Here is a 15,285-nt window from a genome sequence, read left to right as displayed (position 1 = left end):
TTCACCCCCGTCTTGACAGAAGCGCCAATGACGCCTCCGACGGAAAAGTGCTTATAATGCCCAGCGATTTTTTCCGCTTTTTACTGCCCGCGCGGATGGCTCTGTGTGTAACCGCAGCCCCGTGCCAAATTCATTCTTTGCCCTGGATGTCCAAAAGCCTTGATTCGTCTGCTGAAATTTTTCGGTTGGTCCATCGTCGCCGTTTTCTGCGGACTGCTCTTAGGTCTCAGCGGCGCCTTTCTTTACCTTAGTCCGGGTTTGCCGTCTGTGGAGGCGCTGAGAAGCATTCAGTTGCAGATTCCTCTGCGCGTCTACAGCAGCGATAACAAGTTGATCGCAGAATTTGGCGAAATGCGCCGTACGCCGATCCGTTTCGCCGACATTCCGCCCAATTTCATCAATGCGTTACTAAGTGCTGAAGACGACAATTTTGCCAATCACTATGGCGTCGACCCGAGCAGCCTGATGCGTGCGGCAACGCAATTGGTCAAGAGTGGGCACATTCAGTCCGGCGGCAGCACCATCACCATGCAGGTGGCGAAGAACTTCTTCCTCACCAGCGAGCGCAGCTTTTCGCGCAAAACCACAGAAATTCTCCTGGCCCTGCAGATCGAACGACAGCTGACCAAGGACGAGATCCTTGAGCTGTACGTCAACAAGATCTACCTGGGTAACCGCGCCTACGGCATCGAGGCGGCGGCGCAGGTGTATTACGGCAAATCGATCCGTGACATCAGCCTCGCGCAGATGGCGATGATCGCCGGTCTGCCAAAGGCTCCGTCGCGCTTCAACCCGCTGGCCAACCCGGCACGCAGCAAAGAACGCCGCGACTGGATCCTCGGGCGCATGTACAAGTTGGGCAAGATCAGCGAAGCCGACTACACCGCGGCGATCAACGAGCCGCTGAACGCCAGCTACCACGTGCCGACCCCGGAAGTGAACGCACCGTACATCGCCGAAATGGCCCGTGCCGAAATGGTCGGTCGTTATGGCAGCGAGGCCTACACCGAAGGCTTCCGTGTCACCACCACGGTGCCAAGCAACCTGCAGGAAATGGCCAACACCGCGCTGCACGAAGGCTTGATGACCTACGACCAGCGCCACGGCTACCGTGGCCCCGAGTCGCGCCTGCCGGGCAAGACCCGCGAAGCGTGGGCCAGCGAACTGACCAAGCAGCGCACCATCAGCAGTCTCGAACCTGCGATCGTTACCCAAGTCGATAAAACCGGCCTGCAAGTGTTGACCCGCACCGGTGAAGAGCACGTTGCCTGGGACACGATGAAATGGGCGCGACCGTTCCTGAATACCAACAGCATGGGCGCCAACCCGCGCCAGCCGTCGGATGTCGCGCAGGTCGGTGATCTGATCCGCGTGCAGCGCCAGACCGACAATTCACTGAAATTCCGTCAGATTCCGCAGGCTCAGGGCGCACTGGTGTCGCTGGATCCGCAGAACGGCGCGATCCGTTCGCTGGTGGGTGGCTTCGCTTTCGAGCAGAGCAACTACAACCGCGCCATGCAGGCCAAGCGTCAGCCGGGTTCGAGCTTCAAGCCATTCGTTTACAGCGCCGCGCTGGATAACGGCTACACCGCTGCCAGCCTGGTCAACGATGCGCCGATCGTGTTCGTCGACGAGTACCTGGACAAGGTCTGGCGACCGAAGAACGACACCAACACTTTCCTCGGCCCGATCCGCCTGCGTGAAGCGCTGTACAAGTCGCGCAACCTGGTGTCGATCCGCCTGTTGCAGGCCATGGGCGTGGGCAAGACCATCGACTACATCACCCGCTTCGGCTTCAACAAGCAGGACCTGCCGCCGAACCTGTCGCTGGCACTCGGCACCGCAACGCTGACGCCGATGGAAATCGCCACTGGCTGGAGCACCTTTGCCAACGGCGGCTACAAGATCACCCCGTACATCATCGACAAGATCGAAAGCCGTAACGGCGACACGCTGTTCGTCGCCAACCCGCCGACCGTGCCACAGGGTGGTGCGGCGACCGACGGTATCGCTGCGCCGGCTACCGAGTCGTTCACGGTCAACGCCACACCAGTTGCCGGTGAAGCGCCCGGCAATCCGGCAATGCCGCAAGCGCCGGCCGTGGCCGAGCGGATTGTCGATGGACGTACCACCTACATCCTCAACAGCATGCTGCAGGACGTAATCAAACTCGGCACCGGCCGGCGTGCACTGGCCATGGGCCGCAGCGACATCGCCGGCAAGACCGGTACCACCAACGAATCGAAAGATGCTTGGTTCTCCGGTTACAACGCTGATTACGTAACCACCGTGTGGACCGGTTTCGACCAGCCGGAAAGCCTCGGACGCCGTGAGTTCGGTGGCACCGTGGCGCTGCCGATCTGGATGAATTACATGTCGGCCGCGCTGAAAGACAAGCCGCCGCATGTGCAGCCTGAGCCGGAAGGTCTGCTCAGCCTGCGGGTGGATCCGGTCAGCGGCCGTGCAGCAACACCGAGCACACCGGGTGCGTACTTCGAACTGTTCAAGGCCGAAGACACGCCGCCATCGGTGAACGAGCTGGGCAACGGCGCCGTACCAGGCAGCCCGCTGCCGGCGGATGAACAGGCGCCGATCGATTTGTTCTGATCCGGCAGCCATTGAAAAGCCCCGCCTTCGTGAGAAGTGCGGGGCTTTTTATTGCCCGAAGATCAAGAGCCCCTCACCCTAACCCTCTCCCGGAGGGAGAGGGGACTGATCGGGGGATGCTTGGGGAGCTACATCGACCTGAAAGTGTTGTGCCGAATCCATAATCGACACCACTCTCTCAGGTCGATGAAGGGCGTCGAACACCTCGGTCAATCCCCTCTCCCTCTGGGAGAGGGCTAGGGTGAGGGTCCTTGTCGATATGAAATGCGATCCTGAGAACTCCCGAAAACAAAAAAAAACCCGACTCTCGCGAGCCGGGGCTTTTGTTTGAAGCGCTACAACGGCTTAGCCGTTGAACACGTCATCCACGCTTTTCAGCGGGTAGTTCTTCGGATACGGCAGGGTGGCCACGCCGGTCTCGATCGCAGCCTTGGCCACGGCGTCGGAGATCAGGGTGATCAGGCGCTTGTCCATTGGTTTCGGAATGATGTACTCACGGCCGAATTCCAGCGGAGCACCGCCGTAGGCATCGCACACGTCCTGTGGAACAGGCAGTTTGGCCAGTTCGCGCAGGGCGTTGGCGGCGGCGACTTTCATTTCTTCGTTGATGCGCTTGGCGCGAACGTCCAGGGCACCACGGAAGATGAACGGGAAGCCCAGCACGTTGTTGACCTGGTTCGGGTAGTCCGAACGGCCGGTGGCCATGATCACGTCGCTACGGGTGGCGTGCGCCAGTTCCGGGGAGATTTCCGGATCCGGGTTGGAGCAGGCGAAGACGATCGGGTTGGCCGCCATCGACAGCAGGCCTTCGGCGCTCAGCAGGTTCGGACCGGACAGACCGACGAATACGTCAGCGCCTGCCAGTGCGTCTGCCAGGGTGCGCTTCTCGGTAGCGTGGGCGAACACGGCTTTGTACTGGTTCAGGTCGTCACGGCCGGAGTGGATCACGCCGGTACGGTCAACCATGAAGATGTTTTCGATGCGAGCGCCCATGCTCACCAGCAGTTTCATGCAGGAGATGGCGGCAGCACCGGCGCCGAGGCAGACAATCTTCGCTTCCGGCAGGGTTTTGCCAGCGATTTCCAGGGCGTTGATCATACCGGCAGCGGTCACGATCGCGGTGCCGTGCTGGTCATCGTGGAACACCGGAATATCGCACTGCTCGATCAGAGCGCGTTCGATCTCAAAGCACTCAGGCGCCTTGATGTCTTCCAGGTTGATGCCACCGAAGGTGATGGAGATGCGCTTGACGGTGTCGATGAAGGCTTGCGGGCTTTCCGAGTCGACTTCGATGTCGAATACGTCGATGCCGGCGAAACGCTTGAACAGTACGCCCTTGCCTTCCATTACAGGCTTGGAAGCCAGTGGGCCGAGGTTGCCCAGGCCGAGAATCGCGGTGCCGTCGGAAATGACTGCCACCAGGTTGCCCTTGCCGGTGTATTTGTAGGCCAGTTCAGGATCGCGAGCGATCTCGCGTACTGGTTCAGCTACGCCGGGGCTGTAGGCCAGCGACAGGTCGCGGGCGGTAGCAGTGGCCTTGGTGAGCTCGACACTCAGCTTCCCCGGACGAGGATTGGCGTGGTATTCGAGAGCGGCAGTTTTCAGATCAGACATTTTGGCATTCCGCTTTTTTACTGTTGGACAGACTGGTCAGCGAGGATACGCGCCTCGCAAAGTCCCCACAAGACTGGGCAGTCACCGCTGTCAAGCGCCCTGCCCTACGACTTTGGGCCAAGAGCCACGGCGTACAAGGGCTGGACTGTTCACAATCAATCAGAAAAATGTCTACAATTTTTCTTCAGCGCGGTACGTGCAGCATCGAAGGATCGGTCAACGGCAGCAACCAGCGCGCCTGACCTTTTTGCAGACCACCGCGCCGGGATCGGTCAACCACCCAGCCACGCGCCTCGATCTGCCTGCCTTTCAATGCTTGCAAACCAGCACTGTCAAATTGTCCGAGCAGATTGGGTGCAACCCGCAATACAAGCGTGTCTTGCAACTCGATCCAGATTCCGCCGCGATTGCGCAGCACATTGCTCACCCGACCGCTGACTACGGCAAAGCCCGAACGCTGGATCTGCTGCGCTTTCTGCACCGGCGATTGCCGCCAGAGACCAAGTCCAGCCTGTCGCGCGCTGCGTTCGGCGGCCTGTTGGCAGGCGATCAGATCGACGTTCGGCGCCACCGCAACGTGAAAACCAAGACCATCAGCAAGCATCTGCGCTTCGAGATTGACTCCGCTGACGCTGTAAACATGCGCCAGCGTACGGCCGTAATGGTCTTTCGCCTGCTTGCCGGGTCGCAGACCGACCCGGCCGCCGCTGTCACCGACCAGCGCTTGCAGGCGTTTGCGCGCTGCCACGGCGAAGGGTTCGTCGCTGCGGCCCTGCTTGCCCAGCTCCGGCGTATTGAGGCCGATCATGCGCACATTGCGCCCGTCGCTCAGGCGCAGGGTGTCGCCATCGACCACCCGCTGCACGGAAACGCTGGCCAGACCTGCGGGTGCCGGACAAAAGGCCTGGGCGGCGGACAGCCAAATCGCAGACACAAAAAAGGCGCCCGCAAGGGACGCCTTTTTCATCAGTCTGGAGAAGTCGAAACGACCTTCCAAAATGATCAGCCTCAGGCTTTTTTGCCGACGCCGAAAGTAGCGAAACGGTCTGCGAACTTCTGCACACGGCCGCCGGTGTCCAGAGTCTTCTGCTTACCGGTGTAGAACGGGTGGCATTCGTTGCAAACGTCGATCGCCAGGGCTTTGCCGTAGGTCGAACGAGTTTCGAACTTGTTACCGCAGCTGCAGGTAACAGCGATTTCCGGGTAGTTCGGATGGATTTCGGCTTTCATGGTGTCTTCCTCAGGCTAGCGTGCCGCCACCCAACACTATTGTTGAATACCGCACGTAATTAGGCCGCGGATTCTACCAGACCTTTTCAATCGCGCAAGCTGTCACCGAGACCGACCGTCTGCTAGGCTCCCGGCCTTGAACGCACTTCCCTGTGGGAGCGAGCCTGCTCGCGAAGACGCCAGGTCAGTCGACACATGTGTTGCCTGACCCACCGCCTTCGCGAGCAGGTTCGCTGCCACAGGTCATGCATATCCGATCATTTTGCGTATCGAGATCCCCCCGCGTGCCCGACGCCATTCTGCGCCTTGCTCTGCCTTCGCCTCTGCGCCGCCTGTTCGATTACCGGGCGCCGGCCGGGGTGCGGCGCGAGCAATTGCAGCCGGGCATGCGCCTGCGGGTGCCGTTCGGTCGGCGCGAGATGATCGGGATTCTGGTCGAGGTCACCGACACCAGCGAAGTGCCGGCAGAAAAACTCAAGCCGGCGCTGGCCCTCCTCGATACGACTTCGCCACTGCCGCCAGCGCTGTTCAAGCTGTGCCTGTGGACCGCGCAGTATTACCAGCACAGCCTCGGCGACACCTTGAACTGGGCCTTGCCGGTGCTGCTGCGTCAGGGCGAGCTGGCCGAGGCCCGGCAGGAACGCTTCTGGTCGATTGCTCCGGGCGCCAGCGTTGACGACCCGCGAGTGGCCCGCGCGCCACGCCAGCGCGAGGCGCTGACCACGCTGGCCCAGCACCCCCACGGCGTCGCCCATCAGTTGTTGAGCAAACTGATGCTGAGCAAGGACAGCCTCGATCTGCTGCTGGCCAAGGGGCTGGTGCAGGTCGAAATCCGCCGCCACGCCCCCGGCGTTCGCCATGAACACTGGCTGGCGCAACCGGAGCTGCCGCTCAATAGCGAACAGCGCGCGGCGTATGAAGCGATTCGCGCCGGCTTCGACAGTTACCACGCTTTTCTGCTGGCTGGTGTCACTGGCAGCGGCAAGACCGAAGTCTATCTGCAACTGATTCGCGAGACCCTCGAAGCCGGCAAACAGGCCCTGGTACTGATTCCGGAGATCAACCTCGGCCCGCAGACCCTGGCGCGTTTCGAACAGCGCTTCAACGCGCGGATCGCCCTGCTGCACTCGGCGGTAAATGATCGCGAACGCCTGGAAGCCTGGCTCGCCGCCCGTGATGGCGAGGCCGACATTATTATCGGCACCCGTTCGGCCCTGTTCACGCCGATGAAAAATCCCGGGCTGATCATCATCGATGAAGAACACGACGGCTCCTATAAACAGCAGGAAGGTCTGCGCTACCACGCTCGCGATCTGGCGCTGGTACGCGCACGGCAGGAAAACATCCCGATCGTGCTCGGCTCCGCCACGCCGTCGCTGGAGAGCCTGCACAACGCTTACACGGGGCGCTACGGCCTGTTACGCCTGAACGAACGCGCTGGCGGCGCCAAGCAACCGCGCTTCCTGCGTCTGGACGTGAAAAGCCGTCCGCTCGACAGCGGTATTTCCGGGCCGATGCAGCAAGCCATCGGCCAGACCCTCGCCAACGGCCAGCAGGTGCTGGTGTTCCTCAACCGGCGCGGCTTTGCCCCTACCTTGCTCTGCCACGATTGCGGCTGGATGTCCGAATGCTCGCGCTGCGATGCGCGCATGACCGTGCACCAGCGTTACGGCGAGTTGCGCTGCCATCATTGCGGCAACGTTGAGCGCACGCCACGCCAGTGCCCGAAGTGCAGCAAGGTCGATCTGCGCCCGGTCGGCGCCGGCACCGAACGCGCCGAAGAGCGTCTGGCGATTCTGTTCCCGGATTACCCGGTACTGCGCGTCGATCGCGACAGTACATCGCGCAAGGACGCGATGAATCAGCTGTTTGCGACGATTCAAAAGGGTCAGCCGTGCATTCTGGTCGGCACGCAGATGTTGGCCAAAGGGCACCATTTCCCAAGGGTGACGCTGGTATCAATCCTGGATGCCGACGGTGGTCTGTTTTCCGGCGACTTCCGCGCCAGCGAGCGCATGGCGCAGTTGATCGTCCAGGTCGCCGGGCGTGCCGGGCGGGCTGAAGAGCCGGGCAAGGTGATCATCCAGACGCATTTGGCCGACCATCCTTTATTGGTGCAACTGACCGAGCAGGGTTATTTCGCCTTCGCCGAACAAGCCCTGAGCGAACGCCGCGCGGCCGGATTACCGCCGTTCGCCCATCTGGCACTGTTGCGTGCCGAAGCGCACAAGCCGGGGCAGGCGGAAGGTTTTCTCGATGAAGCGTGCAGCGAGGCCGAACGCCTGCTGGCCGAATTGAATCTGAGCGGCATCGAGCTGCTCGGGCCGGTGCCGGCACCGATGGAGCGCCGTGCCGGGCGTTATCGCGCGCAGCTGTTGTTGCAGGCGACCGCGCGGGCACCGTTGCATCGCTTATTGGCCAGCTGGATGCTGATGCTGGAGCAGATGCCGAGCGGGCGGGCGGTGCGCTGGTCGCTGGATGTTGATCCGGTGGATCTGTATTGAGCTGAAGATCGCTTTCGCGAGCAGGCTCGCTCCCACAGTGGATCAGCGCCGTACATACCTTGTGGGTCCTGCGCAAAACCTTGTGGGAGCGAGCCTGCTCGCGAAAGCGGACTTTTTGTCACCACATATCCACATCCTGCCTGCTAAGGTTGGCAAGCCCGTCTTCGCAACGGATAATGCCCAGTTTTTCCACCCGCGCATCGATGCGCCCGCCGCGCTTGCGGTCGAAAGAGAAGACCATGAAAGACACCATTCGCCAGCTGATCCAGCAAGCCCTCACCCAACTCGTCAACGAAGGTGTGTTGCCTGAAGGCCTGACGCCGGCGATCCAGGTGGAGAACGCCCGCGACAAGACCCACGGCGACTTCGCCAGCAATATCGCCATGATGCTGGCCAAGCCTGCCGGCATGAAGCCGCGCGATCTGGCGGAGAAAATCATCGCCGCCCTGCCCGCTGACGAGAACGTCACCAAGGCCGAAATCGCCGGCCCGGGCTTCATCAATTTCTTCCAGAACACCCAGGCCCTGGCCTCGCGCCTCGACGCCGCGCTGGCCGACGCCCATGTCGGCGTGCGCAAGGCCGGCCCGGCGCAGCGCACCGTGGTCGATCTGTCGGCGCCGAACCTGGCCAAAGAGATGCACGTCGGCCACTTGCGCTCGACCATCATCGGCGACGGCGTGGCCCGGGTGCTTGAGTTCCTCGGCGACGAGGTGATCCGCCAGAATCACGTCGGCGACTGGGGCACTCAGTTCGGCATGCTGATGGCTTATCTGCAGGAAAACCCGATCACCAGCGACGAGCTGTCCGACCTGGAAAACTTCTACCGTGCGGCCAAGCAGCGTTTCGACGAGTCCGAAGAATTCGCCGACCGCGCCCGTGGCCTGGTGGTCAAGTTGCAGGCTGGCGATGCCGAATGCCTGGCGCTGTGGACCAAGTTCAAGGACATCTCGCTGTCGCACTGCCAGAAGATCTACGAACTGCTCAACGTCAAACTGACCATGGCCGACGTCATGGGCGAAAGCGCCTATAACGATGACCTGATCAATGTGGTCAACGACCTCAAGGCTGCCGGCATGCTGGTCGAGAGCAACGGCGCCCAGTGCGTGTTCCTCGACGAGTTCAAGAACGCCGATGGCGATCCGCTGCCGGTGATCATCGTCAAGGCCGATGGCGGTTACCTGTACGCCACCACTGACCTCGCCGCCGTGCGCTACCGCAGCGGCAAGCTCAAGGCTGATCGCGCGTTGTATTTCGTCGACCAGCGCCAGGCCCTGCACTTTCAGCAGGTCTTCGCGGTGGCGCGCAAGGCCGGTTTCGTCACCCATCCGATGGAAATGGAACACATGGGTTTCGGTACCATGAACGGCGCCGATGGCCGTCCGTTCAAGACCCGTGATGGCGGCACCGTGAAGCTGATCGACCTGCTGACCGAAGCCCAGGAACGTGCCTACAACCTGGTGAAAGAGAAGAACCCGACCCTGGCCGAAGACGAGTTGCGCAACATCGCCAAGGTCGTCGGCATCGGCGCGGTGAAATACGCCGACCTGTCCAAGCATCGCACCAGCGACTACAGCTTCAACTTCGACCTGATGCTCAACTTCGAAGGCAACACCGCGCCATACCTGCTTTACGCCTACACCCGCGTGGCCGGTGTGTTCCGCAAACTGGGCAAGGACTTCAGCGAAGTCGACGGCCAGATCGTCCTCGAAGCGGCGCACGAGCAGGAGCTGGCGGCGAAGCTGGCGCAGTTCGGCGAAGTGTTGAACAACGTCGCTGAAAAAGGCACCCCGCACATTCTCTGCACCTACCTGTACGACGTCGCCGGCCTGTTCTCCAGCTTCTACGAGAACTGCCCGATCCTCGCCGCCGACACCCCGGCGCAGATGCAGAGCCGTCTGCGTCTGGCCGCACTGACCGGTCGCACCCTCAAGCAAGGCCTGGAGCTGTTGGGTCTGGAAACTCTGGAGCGTATGTAAGTTGGCTGCCAAGAAAAAACCTGCACCCAAACGCGGCGCCAGCCGCTATCAGGCCCCGGCGAAACAACCGATTCCGGGCTGGCTGTGGATGGCCATCGGCCTGACCGTCGGCGCGTTCATCGTGTTTCTGATGAAACTGGAACCGGGCAAGGGCAGCGACACGGTCAAGCGCGAGAAAGTCGAACAGCAGCAGAAAGCGTCAAAGATCGCCGAGGCCAACAAGACCCCGCCGAGCCCGACGCAACCGGTGAAACCGAAGTACGACTTCTACACCCTGCTGCCGGAATCGGAAGTGATCGTGCCGCCGGACGCGGTGCCGGAGAAGACCCTGCCGACGCCGCAAGTGCCGGCCATCCCGACCACGCCGGTAACCCCGGCCGAAGCGGCGAAGATCGACACCGCACGGGCTCAAGCGGCTTTGGCCGGGATCACGCCGCCGCCAGCGCCGCCAGTGAGCAAGGCCGCGCCAGTGACCAAGTTCTTCCTCCAGGCCGGTTCGTTCCGCAAGGAAACCGATGCTGACAAGGTGCGTGCGCAGATCATTCTGCTCGGCCAAGCCGTCGCGGTGGAGTCCGGCACGGTCAAGGATGAAACCTGGTATCGCGTCTTGGTCGGCCCGTTCAGCAACCGCGAGCAACTGACCACGGCGCAGAAACAACTGGCTGGCGCCGGCTTCAGCAACCTGTTGTTACAACAACGCCAGAGCCGCTAAGGCTCTCAGAGGTCAGCTGCAACTTGCAGGTGACCTTCAAACTTTGTGGCGAGGGGATTTATCCCCGTTTGGCTGCGGAGCAGCCCTGAAACCAGCCATTGCGGTGCAGCAGGCATACCGCAAATGATGGTTTCGCGACTGCTCCGCAGCCGAACGGGGATAAATCCCCTCGCCACAGTCATCACACACACCATTCGTCTCCCATCGCCCCTACCGGTTGAAATCCCCTCCAGCACCCCCATATGAATGGGCATAAGGCATTTTCGCCCCGCTGCGTGGAGACTCTTCCCTTGACCACCATCGTTTCAGTCCGCCGCCACGGCAAAGTCGTCATGGGCGGCGACGGCCAGGTTTCTCTCGGCAACACCGTGATGAAAGGCAACGCCAAAAAGGTCCGTCGCCTGTACCACGGCCAGGTCATCGCCGGTTTCGCCGGTGCCACCGCCGACGCCTTCACTCTGTTCGAACGTTTCGAAGGCCAGCTCGAAAAACATCAGGGTCACCTGATCCGCGCCGCCGTCGAACTCGCCAAAGAATGGCGCACCGACCGCTCCCTGAGCCGCCTCGAAGCGATGCTCGCGGTCGCCAACAAGGACGCCTCGCTGATCATCACCGGCAACGGTGACGTGGTCGAACCCGAAGATGGCCTGATCGCCATGGGTTCCGGCGGCGCCTACGCGCAAGCCGCCGCCAGCGCCCTGCTGAAAAAGACCGACTTGTCAGCGCGCGAGATCGTCGAAACCGCTCTCGGCATCGCTGGCGACATCTGCGTATTCACCAACCACACCCAGACCATTGAGGAGCAGGATCTCGCTGAATAAGCCTGTTGCGGCCCATGTGCCACGGCTTGTTTCTGCTTGAGGACCGTCAATTACTATGTCCATGACTCCCCGCGAAATCGTCCACGAACTCAACCGCCATATCATCGGCCAGGACGATGCCAAGCGCGCCGTCGCGATTGCCCTGCGCAACCGCTGGCGCCGCATGCAGCTGCCTGAAGAGCTGCGCGTTGAGGTGACCCCGAAGAACATCCTGATGATCGGCCCGACCGGTGTCGGTAAAACCGAGATCGCCCGTCGCCTGGCGAAACTGGCCAATGCGCCGTTCATCAAGGTCGAAGCGACCAAATTCACCGAAGTCGGTTATGTCGGCCGTGACGTCGAGTCGATCATCCGTGACCTGGCCGATGCCGCGATCAAGATGCTCCGCGAGCAGGAAATGACCCGCGTACGCCACCGCGCCGAAGACGCCGCCGAGGATCGCATCCTCGACGCGCTGCTGCCGCCGGCACGCATGGGCTTCAGCAACGAAGAAGCGCCGAGCTCCGATTCCAACACGCGTCAGCTGTTCCGCAAGCGTCTGCGCGAAGGTCAGTTGGACGACAAGGAAATCGAGATCGAAGTCGCCGAAGTCTCCGGCATCGAAATCGCCACGCCGCCAGGCATGGAAGAGATGACCAACCAGCTGCAATCGCTGTTTGCCAACATGGGCAAGGGCAAGAAGAAGTCGCGCAAGCTGAAGGTCAAGGAAGCGCTGAAGCTGGTACGCGATGAAGAAGCCGGGCGTCTGGTCAACGAAGAAGAACTGAAGGCCAAGGCGCTGGAAGCGGTCGAACAGCACGGTATCGTCTTCATCGACGAAATCGACAAGGTCGCCAAGCGCGGCAATGTCGGCGGCGCCGATGTTTCCCGCGAAGGCGTACAGCGCGACCTGCTGCCGCTGATCGAGGGCTGCACCGTCAACACCAAGCTGGGCATGGTCAAGACTGACCACATCCTGTTCATCGCTTCCGGTGCGTTCCACCTGAGCAAGCCAAGCGATCTGGTGCCGGAGCTGCAAGGCCGTCTGCCGATCCGCGTCGAGCTCAAGGCGCTGAGCCCGGAAGACTTCGAGCGCATCCTCAGCGAACCGCACGCCTCGCTCACCGAGCAATACTGCGCGCTGCTGAAAACCGAAGGCCTGAACATCCAGTTCCAGCCCGAGGGCATCAAGCGTCTGGCGGAGATCGCCTGGCAGGTCAACGAGAAGACCGAGAACATCGGTGCCCGTCGCCTGCACACCCTGCTTGAGCGCCTGCTCGAAGAGGTGTCGTTCAGCGCCGGCGACCTGGCCAGCGCCCACGATGACAAGGCGATTCTGATCGACGCCGACTACGTCAACAGCCACCTCGGCGAATTGGCGCAGAACGAAGATCTGTCCCGCTACATTCTGTAGAGCGGCAAGCTACAAGCTACAAGCGGCAAGCTGAGTTAAGCTTGCAACTTGTAGCTTGCAGCTGAAGGCTGTTTTTCATGATTCCCACCGACATCAAACTGCACAAAGCCTCGAAAACCCTGACGCTCACTTACGCGTCCGGCGAGGAATACACTCTGCCCGCCGAGTTTCTGCGCGTGCACTCTCCCTCCGCCGAGGTCCAGGGCCACGGCAAACCGATCCTGCAATTCGGCAAGCTCAACGTGGGTCTGAGCAAGCTGGAACCGGCTGGCAACTATGCACTGAAACTGACCTTCGACGACGGTCACGACAGCGGCCTGTTCACTTGGGAATACCTCTACGAACTCGGCAAGCGCCAGAACGAACTCTGGGACGATTATCTTGCCGAGCTGCGCGCTGCCGGAAAATCCCGCGATCCGAACGAGTCGTTCGTCAAGCTGATGCTCTAGGCCGTGGCTCTTGCTCTTTAGAGGGCATTTTCTAACTTCATCTGTTTGAATGCTCCGCGCATACGGCCCCGGATCGGCCGCTTGCGAAAAAAATTAAACTCGGGTAACCAATGGAGCTGGCAAGTTCCCTGCAGTGCTCTACGACTGTAAAGCAGCTGTGCAGAATCAACGGTCACCCGAGCAGTAGTACCCGGCATTGGCTGTGGAAGCGACAGCGTGAAACCGGGTACTCGTCTCAGGACAATGGAGCGTCGTAGATGAGTGACAAGAATAACGATGACCTGAAGTACCAAGCCTCGGAAAACACTCTGGGGCTTAACCCCGTCGTCGGGCTGCGCGGAAAGGATCTGCTGGCCTCTGCTCGAATGGTGCTGAAACAGGCCATCAGACAACCGATTCACAGCGTCAGGCACGTGACCCATTTCGGGCTCGAACTGAAAAACGTGCTGCTGGGTAAATCCGCGCTGCAACCGGCCGGTGATGACCGCCGCTTTGCCGACCCGGCGTGGAGCCAGAACCCGCTATACAAACGTTATCTGCAAACCTACCTGGCCTGGCGCAAGGAACTGCATGCCTGGATTGATGACAGCAGCCTGTCCCCCAAAGACATCGCTCGCGGCCATTTCGTCATCAACCTGATGACCGAAGCCATGGCGCCGACCAACACGGCGGCCAACCCGGCGGCGGTCAAACGCTTTTTCGAAACCGGCGGCAAGAGCCTGCTCGATGGCCTCTCGCATCTGGCCAAGGATCTGGTGCACAACGGCGGCATGCCAAGCCAGGTCAACATGGGCGCGTTCGAAGTCGGCAAGAGCCTCGGCGTCACCGAAGGTGCTGTGGTGTTCCGCAATGATGTGCTGGAGCTGATTCAATACCGGCCGATCACCGAGCAGGTCCACGAGCGCCCGCTGCTGGTAGTGCCGCCGCAGATCAACAAGTTCTACGTTTTCGACTTGAGCCCCGACAAGAGCCTGGCGCGCTTCTGCCTGCGCAACAACGTGCCGACCTTCATCATCAGCTGGCGCAACCCGACCAAGGCCCAGCGCGAGTGGGGCCTGTCGACCTACATCGAAGCGCTGAAAGAAGCCGTCGACGTAGTCACGGCGATTACCGGCAGCAAAGACGTCAACATGCTCGGCGCCTGCTCCGGCGGCATTACCTGCACCGCCCTGCTCGGCCACTACGCCGCGCTCGGCGAGAACAAGGTCAACGCCCTCACCCTGCTGGTCAGCGTGCTCGACACCACCCTGGACAGCGACGTCGCCCTGTTCGTCGACGAGCAGACCCTGGAGACCGCCAAGCGCCACTCCTACCAGGCCGGCGTGCTCGAAGGCAAAGACATGGCCAAGGTCTTCGCCTGGATGCGCCCCAACGATCTGATCTGGAACTACTGGGTCAACAACTACCTGCTCGGCAACGAGCCGCCGGTGTTCGACATCCTGTTCTGGAACAACGACACCACTCGCCTGCCCGCTGCGTTCCACGGCGACCTGATCGAGATGTTCAAAAACAATCCACTGATCCGCCCCAATGCACTGGAAGTGTGCGGCACGCCGATCGACCTCAAACAGGTGACTGCCGACATCTTCTCGCTGGCCGGCACCAACGATCACATCACGCCGTGGAAGTCCTGCTACAAGTCGGCGCAGCTGTTCGGCGGCAAAGTTGAATTCGTGCTGTCGAGCAGCGGCCATATCCAGAGCATCCTCAACCCGCCGGGAAATCCGAAGTCGCGCTACATGACCAGCGAAGAGATGGCGGCGACTGCCGATGACTGGCAGGAAAACTCGACCAAGCACACCGATTCCTGGTGGCTGTACTGGCAGTCATGGCTGGCCGAGCGCTCGGGCAACCTGAAAAAGGCCCCGACGAAACTGGGCAACAAAGCGTACCCGGCAGGCGAGGCTTCGCCAGGCACTTACGTTCACGAGCGTTAACTGACACCACCCATTGTGGGAGAGGGCCTCGTGGCGAGGGGA

12 protein-coding genes are annotated in these 15,285 nt (G+C 61.2%); 8 read left to right on the top strand and 4 right to left on the bottom strand.

Annotated elements, in window-relative coordinates; translation table 11 throughout:
* Positions 1–159: 159 nt before the first annotated feature.
* A complete protein-coding gene (locus D8U71_RS09430) occupies positions 160–2,607 on the top strand; it encodes a penicillin-binding protein 1A (RefSeq protein WP_130887649.1) in 2,448 nt (815 codons plus the stop codon).
* 345 nt (positions 2,608–2,952) lie between these two features.
* Here D8U71_RS09430 and D8U71_RS09425 read toward each other — a convergent pair whose 3' ends face one another.
* The 3 genes from D8U71_RS09425 to rpmE all read right to left on the bottom strand — a co-directional run bounded on the left by D8U71_RS09425 (position 2,953) and on the right by rpmE (position 5,451).
* Complete coding sequence (locus D8U71_RS09425) at positions 2,953–4,221, bottom strand: malic enzyme-like NAD(P)-binding protein (protein WP_016772053.1); 1,269 nt, start codon at positions 4,219–4,221, stop codon at positions 2,953–2,955.
* Between the two features lie 184 nt (positions 4,222–4,405).
* On the bottom strand, positions 4,406–5,188 hold the full coding sequence (locus D8U71_RS09420; RefSeq protein WP_130887684.1) for a thermonuclease family protein: 783 nt from the start codon (positions 5,186–5,188) through the stop codon (positions 4,406–4,408).
* 41 nt (positions 5,189–5,229) lie between these two features.
* Positions 5,230–5,451, bottom strand: coding sequence for a 50S ribosomal protein L31 (gene rpmE, locus D8U71_RS09415; protein ID WP_016772055.1), 222 nt, complete (start codon positions 5,449–5,451; stop codon positions 5,230–5,232).
* 284 nt (positions 5,452–5,735) lie between these two features.
* Here rpmE and D8U71_RS09410 point away from each other — a divergent pair, with 284 nt between their 5' ends.
* Positions 5,736–7,955: a primosomal protein N' gene (locus D8U71_RS09410; protein WP_130887648.1), complete on the top strand. Its 2,220-nt coding sequence runs from the start codon at positions 5,736–5,738 to the stop codon at positions 7,953–7,955.
* Between the two features lie 118 nt (positions 7,956–8,073).
* On the opposite strand, the gene D8U71_RS28755 is transcribed toward D8U71_RS09410, so the two are convergent.
* Entirely contained in the window at positions 8,074–8,196 is a 123-nt protein-coding gene (locus tag D8U71_RS28755) for a hypothetical protein (RefSeq protein ID WP_016772057.1), read from the bottom strand.
* Between D8U71_RS28755 and argS the strand changes: the two genes are divergently transcribed.
* The 6 genes from argS (at position 8,195) to phaC (ending at position 15,243) form a co-directional block, all read left to right on the top strand.
* Positions 8,195–9,931 (top strand): arginine--tRNA ligase, encoded by a 1,737-nt coding sequence (argS, locus tag D8U71_RS09405; RefSeq protein ID WP_041477563.1) that lies wholly within the window; start codon positions 8,195–8,197, stop codon positions 9,929–9,931. The two genes, D8U71_RS28755 and argS, sit on opposite strands and share 2 nt — an antisense overlap.
* A 1-nt stretch (position 9,932) precedes the next feature.
* Positions 9,933–10,643 (top strand): SPOR domain-containing protein, encoded by a 711-nt coding sequence (locus tag D8U71_RS09400; RefSeq protein ID WP_016772059.1) that lies wholly within the window; start codon positions 9,933–9,935, stop codon positions 10,641–10,643.
* A gap of 290 nt (positions 10,644–10,933) precedes the next feature.
* Positions 10,934–11,464, top strand: coding sequence for an ATP-dependent protease subunit HslV (hslV, locus tag D8U71_RS09395; RefSeq protein WP_007968352.1), 531 nt, complete (start codon positions 10,934–10,936; stop codon positions 11,462–11,464).
* 55 nt (positions 11,465–11,519) lie between these two features.
* On the top strand, positions 11,520–12,857 hold the full coding sequence (gene hslU, locus D8U71_RS09390) for an ATP-dependent protease ATPase subunit HslU (RefSeq protein ID WP_016772060.1): 1,338 nt from the start codon (positions 11,520–11,522) through the stop codon (positions 12,855–12,857).
* 77 nt (positions 12,858–12,934) lie between these two features.
* Positions 12,935–13,306 (top strand): DUF971 domain-containing protein, encoded by a 372-nt coding sequence (locus tag D8U71_RS09385; RefSeq protein WP_016772061.1) that lies wholly within the window; start codon positions 12,935–12,937, stop codon positions 13,304–13,306.
* 257 nt (positions 13,307–13,563) lie between these two features.
* The gene (phaC, locus tag D8U71_RS09380) at positions 13,564–15,243 is read left to right on the top strand and encodes a class II poly(R)-hydroxyalkanoic acid synthase (RefSeq protein ID WP_130887647.1); all 1,680 of its coding nucleotides are present in this window, start codon (positions 13,564–13,566) and stop codon (positions 15,241–15,243) included.
* Positions 15,244–15,285 lie beyond the last annotated feature (42 nt).

The sequence above is a fragment of the Pseudomonas sp. Sample_21 genome (assembly GCF_004307525.1).
Lineage (GTDB): Bacteria > Pseudomonadota > Gammaproteobacteria > Pseudomonadales > Pseudomonadaceae > Aquipseudomonas > Aquipseudomonas atacamensis.
This window is presented reverse-complemented; position numbering and strand designations above follow the sequence as displayed.